This is a genomic window from Pseudomonas asuensis (assembly GCF_014646755.1).
GTDB classification, from domain to species: Bacteria; Pseudomonadota; Gammaproteobacteria; order Pseudomonadales; family Pseudomonadaceae; genus Chryseomonas; species Chryseomonas asuensis.
The window spans coordinates 1-10259 of the sequence record NZ_BMNW01000028.1 but is presented as its reverse complement, the minus strand read 5'-3'; the positions used below and the strand labels follow the sequence as shown (position 1 = coordinate 10259).

General features: G+C 54.8%; 11 protein-coding genes and 2 pseudogenes. 11 read left to right on the top strand and 2 right to left on the bottom strand.

Annotated elements, in window-relative coordinates:
• Positions 1–215: 215 nt before the first annotated feature.
• The 4 genes and pseudogenes from IEX86_RS23915 to IEX86_RS23900 form a co-directional block, all read left to right on the top strand.
• Positions 216–956: pseudogene (locus tag IEX86_RS23915) on the top strand (baseplate J/gp47 family protein); the annotation flags it as partial.
• Positions 953–1579 carry a phage tail protein I gene (locus IEX86_RS23910; RefSeq protein ID WP_188868660.1) on the top strand — a complete coding sequence of 209 codons (627 nt, stop codon included), beginning with the start codon at positions 953–955 and terminating at the stop codon, positions 1577–1579. The pseudogene IEX86_RS23915 and the gene IEX86_RS23910, both read left to right, overlap by 4 nt.
• The gene (locus tag IEX86_RS23905) at positions 1576–3150 is read left to right on the top strand and encodes a phage tail protein (protein WP_188868659.1); all 1575 of its coding nucleotides are present in this window, start codon (positions 1576–1578) and stop codon (positions 3148–3150) included. Before IEX86_RS23910 ends, IEX86_RS23905 begins: the two co-directional genes overlap by 4 nt.
• A 10-nt stretch (positions 3151–3160) precedes the next feature.
• Complete coding sequence (locus IEX86_RS23900; protein WP_188868658.1) at positions 3161–3748, top strand: DUF4376 domain-containing protein; 588 nt, start codon at positions 3161–3163, stop codon at positions 3746–3748.
• 78 nt (positions 3749–3826) lie between these two features.
• Here IEX86_RS23900 and IEX86_RS23895 read toward each other — a convergent pair whose 3' ends face one another.
• Complete coding sequence (locus tag IEX86_RS23895; protein ID WP_188868657.1) at positions 3827–4867, bottom strand: hypothetical protein; 1041 nt, start codon at positions 4865–4867, stop codon at positions 3827–3829.
• A 233-nt stretch (positions 4868–5100) separates the two neighbouring features.
• Entirely contained in the window at positions 5101–6033 is a 933-nt protein-coding gene (locus IEX86_RS23890; RefSeq protein ID WP_188868656.1) for a hypothetical protein, read from the bottom strand.
• A gap of 75 nt (positions 6034–6108) precedes the next feature.
• On the opposite strand from IEX86_RS23890, the gene IEX86_RS23885 reads away from it, so the two are divergent.
• The 7 genes and pseudogenes from IEX86_RS23885 to IEX86_RS23850 all read left to right on the top strand — a co-directional run.
• On the top strand, positions 6109–6363 hold the full coding sequence (locus IEX86_RS23885) for a hypothetical protein (RefSeq protein ID WP_188868655.1): 255 nt from the start codon (positions 6109–6111) through the stop codon (positions 6361–6363).
• Between the two features lie 52 nt (positions 6364–6415).
• Positions 6416–7261 (top strand): type III effector, encoded by an 846-nt coding sequence (locus IEX86_RS23875; protein WP_229685487.1) that lies wholly within the window; start codon positions 6416–6418, stop codon positions 7259–7261.
• A gap of 216 nt (positions 7262–7477) precedes the next feature.
• Entirely contained in the window at positions 7478–8644 is a 1167-nt protein-coding gene (locus IEX86_RS23870) for a phage tail sheath protein (protein ID WP_188868653.1), read from the top strand.
• A 50-nt stretch (positions 8645–8694) separates the two neighbouring features.
• Complete coding sequence (locus IEX86_RS23865; RefSeq protein ID WP_188868652.1) at positions 8695–9210, top strand: phage major tail tube protein; 516 nt, start codon at positions 8695–8697, stop codon at positions 9208–9210.
• Positions 9211–9288: 78 nt separating this feature from the next.
• Positions 9289–9624, top strand: a complete 336-nt coding sequence (locus IEX86_RS23860) for a phage tail assembly protein (protein ID WP_188868651.1) — start codon at positions 9289–9291, stop codon at positions 9622–9624.
• A gap of 8 nt (positions 9625–9632) precedes the next feature.
• The gene (locus tag IEX86_RS23855; RefSeq protein WP_188868650.1) at positions 9633–9755 is read left to right on the top strand and encodes a GpE family phage tail protein; all 123 of its coding nucleotides are present in this window, start codon (positions 9633–9635) and stop codon (positions 9753–9755) included.
• A pseudogene (locus IEX86_RS23850) lies at positions 9742–10259 on the top strand (phage tail tape measure protein); the annotation flags it as partial. The gene IEX86_RS23855 and the pseudogene IEX86_RS23850, both read left to right, overlap by 14 nt.

Genomic DNA, 10259 nt, shown 5'->3' with positions numbered 1-10259 from the left:
TTGGTCATCAGACACCTCTCTATGGCAAGTATTCTCGCCTTAAATGAGTGTCCGGATTTAGTAGACCACTACAATGACTCCCTTGAGGTCCTCTCAACGTGAGTCCCAATCTCTACCGGATAGAGAGGATAAGCAGCGTAGCTAACTCAAAGCACTGAGTTAGCTACGCTTTAAAGCCCACTTCTGATGTCCAACTTTCGGGGGTCAGTTCAGTCAAGCTCCTGCAGGAGAATGCCTACCGCGAGCTGCTCTTGCGTCAGCGCGTCAACGAGGCCGCCCTGGGCACCATGCTGGCCAAGGCCACCGGCACCGACCTTGAGCAGATCGCCGGCGGTGTCAATCTGACCCGCCTGACCATTACCCCGGCCGATACCACCAGCGTGCCGCCGGTTGCAGCCGTAATGGAAGGCGACGATGCACTGCGTGAACGCGTGCAGATGGCCTGGGAGGGCTTAAGCGTAGCCGGCCCCCGCAATGCCTATATCCTGCATGCCCGTAATGCCAGCGGCCAGGTGGCCGACGCCTCGGCGGTCAGCCCTTCCCCAGCCGTCGTGGTCGTCACCGTTCAGTCTTACATCGGCGACGGCACGGCTTCCCCTGAGCTACTGGCCACCGTGGCCGAGGCGCTTAACGATGACGATGTGCGCCCATTGGGGGATTGCGTCACCGTCCAGTCCGCCGAGATCCTGCCTTATAGCGTCAAGGCCAGGCTGTACCTGGAGAATACTGGAGCCGAGTCCGAGCTGATCCTGCAAACGGCGCAAGCTAATCTCAAAACGTATGTAAACCGCCGTCGCCGCCTGGGCGTAATCGTGGCCCGCTCCGGCCTTGATGCTGCGCTGCATGTGGCGGGTGTTTCCAAGGTCGAGCTGGACGGCTGGACCGATATCGTCCCCACCAGTGCCCAGGCCGCCTACTGCACAGGAACCCGCGTTATTCTGGGAGACCAGGCATGAGCCTGCTGCCGGCCAACTCTACAAAGCTCGAGCGCCTTGCCGCTGAGGCTCTGGCTCAGATCAAACGCGTACCCATTCCGCTGCGTGACCTGGTGGATCCAGACCGCTGCCCGCTGGAGCTATTGCCCTATCTCGCCTGGGCACGTTCGGTGGATCGCTGGGACAGCAAGTGGTCGGAGAAGACCAAACGCGAAGTCATCAAGGCCTCGTATTTCGTCCACTCGCACAAGGGCACCATCGGTGCGATCCGTCGCGTAGTCGAGCCCCTGGGCTACCTGATCCGCGTACGCGAGTGGTGGCAGGAGTCACCCGAAGCTACCCCCGGCACTTTCAAGCTGGATATCGGCGTGCTGGACAGCGGCATTACCGAGGAAATGTATGACGGCCTGGGGCTGCTCATCGATGACGCAAAACCCCTCAGCCGGCACCTGACCGGCCTTGCCGTCAGCCTTGAAACACGCGGCACGCCCTATATCGGTGTGAGCACTTACCAAGGCGAGACGCTTACCGTTTACGCCTATCAACCCGAAGCCATTGTGGTCGGCGGCAGCTACTCGGCCGGCGGCAGCTACTCGGCCGGCGGCATCTCTCACGACATCGACACCCTGAGCATCTACCCATGAGTCAGACCTATTTCGCCATTCTCACCGCTATTGGTGAGGCCAAGCTGGCCAACGCAGCCGCGCTTAACACCACCCTCAAGATCAGCAAGATGGCTGTAGGCGACGGCGGCGGTAGCGTCCCTACCCCTGACCGCAGCCAGACCGCGCTCAAGGGCGAATGGTATCGCGCCGGGCTAAACAGCCTGACCGTGGACAAGGCCAACAGCAGCCAGGTCATCGCCGAGCTGGTGATCCCCGAAACCACCGGCGGCAGCTGGATCCGCGAGATGGGCCTGATCGATGCAGACGGCAACCTGATTGCGGTGGCCAACACCCCGCCCAGCTACAAGCCGCAGCTGGCTGAGGGTTCCGGCCGCACTCAGGTCCTGCGCATGGTCCTGATTGTCAGCAGCACTTCAAACGTCGAACTCAAGATCGACCCGAGCGTTGTGCTGGCCACACGCGGCTATGTAGACGATGCGATCACCGTGGCGATCAACCGGCTGGACAACAAGCAGTCGGTCCGTGCCGCCACGACCGCCAACATCATCCTGAGCGGTCTGCAGACCGTCGATGGCATCGCCCTGGTGGCCGGTGACCGCGTCCTGGTCAAGAACCAGACTACAGGCAATGGGAACGGCCTATATGTGGTCGGCACCGGTGGCTGGCTTCGCGCGGTCGATGCGGACGAAAACGCTGAAGTGACACCAGGACTTCTCGTCTATGTCGAGGAAGGCGCAACCCAGGCCGACACCATTTGGAAGCTCACCACCGATGCACCCATTACCCTGGGCAGCACCGCGCTGGTGTTTGCCGATATCACCCAAGGCTATATGCCTACCAACGGCGGCAACTTTACCGGGCCGGTCAAAGGCCAAACGCCGCCCCGCTTTGATAACAGCAAACAGCTCATCACCAGTGAGTTTTTCAAGCAGAATTCCGGGCAAATGGCAGGCTTCCTGTCCCTCTCCGCCAAGACCACCCTGACGGCCAGTTCAGCGGGAAGCTTCATCACCTCAAACGCCGGTTCCGGTTATGTGAACGTTGCGCTGCCGGCCGTGAGTACGGTGCCCATCGGCGCGATGTACATCATCAGCCATTCGTCCTCTGCTATGTCTGGTTTTGCTGTGGGTGTAAATGGCTCGGATGTTCTGGTGATGGGCGATCTATCGACCAACACTGCCCCGTACTCGATGAACTACAACGAGTCGATTGTGGTAGTCTCGACCGGCACTGTCTGGAAGATCGTAGCCAGCAACGGCGCGGCTTTCTTAAAGATGGGTGGTGCCTTTGCATCGTCGCTTACTGCCAATGCACCCAGCTATCAGCGCTTGCCGTCAGGCTTTATTATTCAGGGCGGTGCCATCAGCAACGCCAATGCAGGCTCGGCCCCGATTACCTTTCCGGTGGCCTTTCCCACTACTGCACTTGCCTTGATTGCCATTCCAGTCTTCTCCGGCAGTACGTCCGTGCTGGCCACGCTGATCGACGGAACCCTGAGCAAGACCGGCGCAACCGTGGGCCGCTACTCCGCCACCAGCGGCACCAATAACCAGATCTTCTCCTTCTACTACATCGCCATCGGCTTTTAAGGACGCCCCAATGACTATTTATGCCTCCAAAACCGAAAAGGGTTTCTTTGATAGCGAGCTGACCGCCCCGGCCAGCCTGCCGGCCGATGCCGTCGAGATTTCCGCCACGCTGCGCGATACGCTGATTGCCGCACAGTCGGCCGACAAGGTCATCGACTTTTCCCAGGTCCCGCCGGTGGCAGTAGACCCTGCCTCGCGGTTGAGCCTGGCTGATGTGAAAGCCCAAAAGCTGGCCGAGTTGGAAACTGCCTGCGCGGCCCGGATCACCGCCGGCTTCACTTCAAGCGCCCTGGGCGAGACCTATACCTACCCGGCCAAGCCGACCGACCAGTCCAACCTACAGGCTTCAGTACTGGCTTCGATCCTGCCCGGCGTCGACGAGAAATGGACCACCCCGTTCTGGTGTGCCGATAGCGAGGGCAAGTGGGCCTATCAGACGCACACTGCTGCGCAGATCCAGCAGGTTGGTTTAGACGGCAAGAACGCCATCAACGCCGCCATCGCACAAAAGATCGTGCTCGAGCAGAAGGTGGAGGCGGCCAAGACAGCGCCCGAAGTGGCCGCTGTCGTCTGGTCTAAAGATGAGGTGTCAGCATGATCCATGCTGGCCCTCTATAAGGTTCTAACAGGTTCTATGAAAAGCTAATAAGAATCGTAGAAATAGTCAGAAAATATGTTAATGCGCTATCCCAAGCTGCTCTAATAATGAGCTGCGTTCAGCAGGCGGTTGAGCTGCCAGGTTATTGATAGCCCAACCGTTATAATCATGAAGTTTGAGTCTTAGAGCATACGTTAGAGCAAATTCTTGTTCTTCAGGAGGCTGACTGGCCAAATCATTCATTTCGGACCCGGTATAATCCGCTGCCTTAAGCGTATCAAGATTATCCAAGACAAATTTTTGCTGTTCAGGTGGCTTTTGGGCTAGATCATTTCTCTCCCAGCCCTCATATCCTGCCTTCAAAAGTGCTTGGCAATTACTATTACTTAATACGAAGTTCTGAGCGTCGATAGAAAGGCTACCCAACGCGCTCATTTCCCAGCCCTCGTATCTTATATCTTCAAGAGTTTGCCCCTTGCTCACGGTAAAGGCTTGGCCATCCGATAACATTTCGTCTGCGATGCCTTTAAGTCGCTGATTGACGCCTCGTAAACTTACATCCACTCCATTGGTGCTTGTGTGTTTAGCAATGTGTAGCAAAAGCTCGTCCGGGAGAGTAAGCAAGCCTATTGGAGAGGGGCCAGGACGTGGATAAAAGTGCTGAGTAAAGGCTGACTCTTCACTGTTGTATTTAGGGTGAGTAGACGATTGGGCAGTTAAGTATTTAAGCTGACCACTGCTATCTACCTGAACCAGTACTACAAAGCTATGCGTTGGCTCAGCTAAACCATCTCGCTTGGTTTCAGCCTCATACCTATACCAGGCATCACCAGGGATGGAGGCAGCAACTTGCGATGCCGGAGCGTCTACCTCGTTGATGGCCCCCTGTGGTTTGAGTAGAGCGGCTAGCAGTGCTTTACTCTGCCCTTTAGCAAGCTTGAACCCTCCTACCCGGACCGGACGGCCATTGAGTAACGTAATTTTAGAGGGAACGACTTTCTGCTGCTTCTGACCCGTGGCACCGTCTGATGGAGATAGAATCGGCGAAGTGGCGATGTCAGACTGAGATTCGAAGATGGGAATAGTGTAAACGGAAGATAGTCGGCTAAATGATCTCATAAGAATTGTGACCTAATTTCTTTAAAAGAGATAGGTGACGTTTAGGGGGGGAAGGTTCCATTAATATCAGTGAAATAGAGATATCTATAGTTATAGGTTAATGCCCATTGGTATAGTGATATTAATACTAATCTCCCGACATACAGGGCTAGAGCACATCTTAATAAGATGTGCTCTGTAAAATAACATTATTTTATCAAAGCTAGCTTTAAATTACTATAATTTTTGTTATTTTAGCTTTCTAGCTCAACAGGAGGTGGTAGAAGTAGGTCATCGTGGAAAAGGCCTTTTTCATATCTTAATCTAACAAGTATTTTTGGATTTTCTTTTACACAGGAACGCCATTTTTCATTGTTTGGATTAATCCACTCATGTTTGTCACGAATTAATTTATTGCCCGTATTCCATTTTTCCATCTTTTCTAGAAATTTTTTTGGGTAATCTGGAGCGGAGCAAGTAATATTAGTCCATGGATCACACACATGGATATGTTCTGGCCAAGCCGCCAATGGCAAATTGGCAAGATCAGGGGTTATTTCTCCAAGGGTCATCAACGAATGACCTGGTAGAAGGAGTCTAGCTACGGATATCTCTGGATGCTTATGGCTTACATAGTCCATTGCAGCTAATGCAAGTCCATCACAGTTGATTTTAGTGGATTCCCATATAGCTTGTGATCGCATGGCAGATTGATGAAACCTATTTGTGATATTCCCTATGTCGCTAAAATTATAAAATTTACCTTTATTTATCCTGGAACCTTCAGAGTCTCTTTTATCTAAGTTAAATTTATTGTCTGATTTCAAGGATCCATAGTTCTTATTATAAAGGGCTAGTCGAACATCTTTAAGTGCCTCTTCCGCGGCGGACTTATTCTTCTGTGCTGACAAAGCTCTCTCTTCAGGTGTTTGAGCGAATGCAGGATCCCACTTCGGGTTCGCGGCTATTTTAGGGTTTGCCGAAATAAACGCGGTTAACTTTCGCGCTTGGCTAATGAACTGGCTACGAATACGATAGGCTGTTCGTCGCTCATCCGTCGGGCGTACTTTTATTGGCAATACATCCGATAAACTAGTTGAAGGCTTTTCGACTTTTTCTGGCGAGTGGTTAGCAATCTCTCCCGGCCTATGCCATGTTATTTCGTAGTTGGTAGATGGGATTTTCATAGTCATCTCCTGGGAGATGCGTTTATAAGTTGTACATAATCTCTATGTGGCATGCTCTAGCTTGAGGTTCCAAAGGTGCGAGCTAAGCTGATCGAGCAGGTTCCAGCCATCTGGGACTTCCTGCCGCTGCCTCAGATAAGGAAGGAAGTAGTCGAGGAGCTGCTACAAGCCGAGCAAGGCGCAGCCTATGACTGGATCGGGATACTGGGCAGCCAGATCCTGCCTATAGAGATCCAGAGCGAGTCGCGCTGGATCTGTTCGAAGTTCTGTGCCCAGATAATCGGCCTGAAGAACCCACAGCGCTACTCGCCTGGCAATCTAAGTTTCTAGGAACTTATCGACTGCGAATTACCACTCATCTGGTAACGAAGAGGATGACTCAATGAGTATAGGGCTGCTCACATCAACCGCTAGCAGGATTTTAGCCACCGGGACCCAAGTTGCGGGCAAAATCTCTATTCCCAATTCCTCTCGTATGATCAATGCGGGCTCGATGAGTTGGTTAAATAAAGCAGGCAACTCGATCGGGAAGCATATCATTGCCAGTATCGAGAGCGGGAAGCTACTCGAGTTGGTCTCCTTGGGGGCCAACATGTTTGGCGTTCCAGCAATTTTAGACGGTGGCTCAACACACCATCCTGTAGTGAGGTTTGAACCCGGTCCCGATAACGAATTGAATCTTGCCAGCGTCTTTATGCTAGACAGCGCTGGTAAGCCAAACCATTGGAAATCGTCACCAAATGCGGCTGCTGCTCCTTCACCGCCATGGTCTAGTATGCAAACTAATTCTGCTTCGTCTTCATTACCTCAACGGCCACCCGCAGGTTTGGGACTAAGCTTAATAGGTGTCGCGTTAAATAATCTTCAGAAAACGCAAGGCACAGATAAGCCTTCATCAGTTTTTCCTGGCAGCCTATTATCAGGAGCGGCAGCGCACACGACCAACAGACGTCCAAGTCGGGAGGAGTACGAGGCCAAAATCAATGCAAGACAAACAAGGCCGGCAGCATCTACGGCTAATGGTATTTCCCAGACAAACAACAATCCGAATCTCAATGTGCAAAAGGATGCAACCCAACGCTTTGCTGAAAGTATCAATAGCATGCGAGAGCATCAAGATGAGATGCAGCGTGCCCAGGCTTTTCTCAGCACTGAGCCAGAAGTTCCTTATAGTAAGCCTCGCTTAAGTCGCCAAGAGTTTGAGGACAGACTTAATGGCAAGCGATAGTCTTAGGCTTCGTTTGAAAAATTTTTTAGCCAGCTTGCCATCCCTATCCCTACTCAGCTTCTGAGTCTGAGGTCAATATCTTCACCACCAGCAACTGCGCTCAGACTCTATTAGCCTAATCTTGTAAATCCCCGTCTTACAACCCGCGCCTAATGAACCCCGCGCGGGTTTCCCTCAGCCTTGCCGGTGTCATTCACCTGCGCAGGCACATCTCCAATGGCCGACTACTTACACGGCGTCCGTGTCCAAGAAATCAACGAGGGCACGCGCTCTATCTCCACCGTTTCCACCGCAATCGTCGGAATGGTCGTCACTGCAGACGACGCCGACGCCGCTGCTTTTCCCTTAAACAAACCCGTTCTGATCACCAACGTCCAGACTGCGGCTGGCAAGGCCGGCACCAAGGGCACCATGGCCGAGGCCCTACAAGCCATCGCCGACCAGTCCAAGCCCGTCACTGTCCTGGTCCGCGTCCCGGAAGGCGCAACCGAAGCCGAGACCGTTTCCAACATCATCGGTGGATCCGCGAACGGCAAATACACTGGCATGAAAGCTCTGCTGTCCGCCAAGGCCCAGCTGGGTGTTACCCCTCGCATCCTGGGCGTACCGGGTCTGGATACCCAGGCCGTCACCGCTGCCCTGGTCAGCATTGCCCAAAAGCTGCGCGCCTTTGTGTACGCGAGCGCCTGGAATTGCGAAACCATGGAAGAGGCCGTGGCCTACCGCAACCAGTTTGGTGCGCGCGAACTCATGCTGCTTTGGCCTGACTTCCTCGCCTGGAGCACCTCGCAAAACAAGACTGTCACAGCTAACGCAACCGCCCGCGCGCTGGGTTTGCGTGCGCAACTGGACAAGGAGATCGGCTGGCACAAGACCCTGTCCAACGCCCCGGTCAACGGGGTGACCGGCATCAGCAAGGACGTGTTTTTCGACCTGCAGGACCCTTCCACCGACAGCAACTACCTCAACAGCCACGAAGTCACCACGCTGATCAACCAGAGCGGCTATCGCTTCTGGGGTTCGCGCACCACCACAGACGACTCGCTGTTTGCCTTCGAGAACTACACCCGCACCGCCCAGGTGCTGATGGACACCATGGCCGAGGCGCACTTCACCTTTGTGGACAAGCCCCTGCACCCGAGCCTGGCCCGCGACATCATCGAGGGCATCAACGCCAAGCTGCGCGACCTCACCGCCCAGGGCTACCTGCTTGGTGGCGAGTGCTGGTACGACGAAGAGGTCAACACCAAGGAAACCCTGAAGGCTGGGCAGCTGCGTCTGGACTACGACTACACCCCGGTCCCGCCCCTGGAAGACCTGACCCTGCGGCAGCGCATCACCGACTCGTACCTGACGAGCTTTGCCGACCGCGTGAATTCCTAACACCTTTTGCATAAGCGCGTTTTCGGACGCGCCCCAGGAGAGCTGCCGTTATGGCCCTGCCCCACAAACTTAAAAACGTGAACTTCTTTAACGAGGGCTACAACTACCTTGGTCAAGCCAAGAGCGTCACCCTGCCCTCTCTCGGTCGCAAGATGGAAAGCTACCGAGGCGGCGGCATGAATGGCCCCGTCAAAATCGACTTTGGCATGAGCGATGACGGACTGCAGCTGGAGTGGACCCTTGGCGGCCTGGATGTGACCGTGCTCAAGCAGTTCGGTATCACCAACGCCAGCGGCGTGATGCTGCGCTTTGCCGGCTCCTTTCAGCAGGACGATACCGCTACCGATACCTCGGTCGAGATCGTGGTGCGTGGTCGTCACGAGACCATCGAAATGGGCGATGCGGCCCCAGGCGAAGACACCGAGCACAAGATCACTACCCCTTGCACCTATTACAAGCTGACCGTGGACGGCGAAGTCGTGATCGAGATCGATCTGCTCAATTTCATCGAGAAGGTCGGCGGCGTGGATCGCCTGGAAGGCCAGCGCAAAGCGCTGGGTATGTAAGCCCATTTTTTCGATTTAGAAATTTCTAAATTCCAAATTTGCCCGTTTCGGCGGGAACTCTGCTAGGAGCACTACCCCATGACTACCCCAGCCCAAGACCAGGCCATTACTGCCCCTGAAATGGATCAGAACATCATTGTTCTGGACGAGCCAATCAGACGCGGTACCCAGGTCATTGACCAGTTCACCTTGCGTAAGCCCAGCGCCGGTGAGCTGCGTGGCGTGTCCCTTTCCGACCTTTTAAACCTAGATGTAACCGCGATCATCAAAGTGGTCCCGCGCATCAGTTTGCCTTCGATTACCGAGGCTGAAGCCCGCGCAATGGATCCAGCCGACCTGGTGGAAGTGGGAGGCAAGATCGGCAGTTTTTTGCTGAAGAAGTCCATCAAGGCGGAACTCTCCCCCGCCACGTAGAGGATGCGATGGCGGATCTCGCCATCACTTTTCACTGGCAACCGGCCCAGCTTGACCAGTTGGGCCTGGCTGAACTGATGGACTGGCGTGAACGCGCCCGTAAACGAGCGAGCCCCGATGGCAGCGAATAATCTTCAGATCCGAGTGCTGCTGTCGGCGCTCGATAAGGTCACCTCTCCCTTAAAGCGCATCATGGCCGGCAGCAATGCTACGGCCAGAGCGCTCAAGGACACCCGCGACAAGCTCAAGCAGCTCAACGCCCAGCAGTCCGATATCGGCAACTACCGCAAGCAGCATGATGCCGTGCGGCAGACCGGCGAAGAACTCGCCCGCGCCCAGCAAAAGCTCAGGCAGTACCAAGAGCAGCTCAAAGCAACAGACGCACCCTCAGCGGCCTTTCAGCGCACCTTTATCAATACCAGCGCGGCAGTAGAGCGGCTGAAGAACAAGCACACCGAGCAGCGCGCTGAGCTGCAGCGGCTGATTCCCAAACTACGCGAAGCCGGCGTCGATACCCGCAACCTGGCGGGTAGCGAAAGCCAGCTCAAGAGCAAGATCGAAGCCACCACCCAGGCCTACAAACGCCAGCAGGAACGGATGAAATCGGTCGCTGCGCAGCAGGAGCGGCTGGGCCA